This is a genomic window from Halomonas sp. SIMBA_159 (assembly GCF_046536035.1).
Taxonomy (GTDB): Bacteria; Pseudomonadota; Gammaproteobacteria; order Pseudomonadales; family Halomonadaceae; genus Vreelandella; species Vreelandella venusta_A.
In genome coordinates, this window is the sequence record NZ_JAWJBT010000347.1 from 1 (window position 1) to 285 (window position 285).

The 285-nt window shown below is 65.3% G+C and carries 1 protein-coding gene; it reads right to left on the bottom strand.

Features of this window, described 5'->3' with window-relative positions; translation table 11 throughout:
* Positions 1–271: winged helix-turn-helix domain-containing protein (locus R0J87_RS19570; RefSeq protein WP_498888332.1), on the bottom strand; the 271-nt coding region annotated here is incomplete at its 3' end.
* Positions 272–285 lie beyond the last annotated feature (14 nt).

Genomic DNA, 285 nt, shown 5'->3' on the forward strand with positions numbered 1-285 from the left:
CGTGCTGGTCGAGCGCATAGCCGGCCGAGCGCACGGTCCGGATCAGGTCCACTTCGTTATCGGTGTTGAGCGCCTTGCGCAGCCGGCGAATGTGTACGTCCACCGTACGCGGTTCGACGTACACATCATGGCCCCAGACCACATCCAGAAGCTGTTCGCGGCTGAATACCCGGCCCGGATGCTGCAGGAAGTGACGCAGGAGCCGGAATTCCGTCGGTCCGAGGTGGATGTCGCGACCGCCGCGCCGCACCCGGTGAGCCGCCAAATCCATGGTCACGTCGCCGT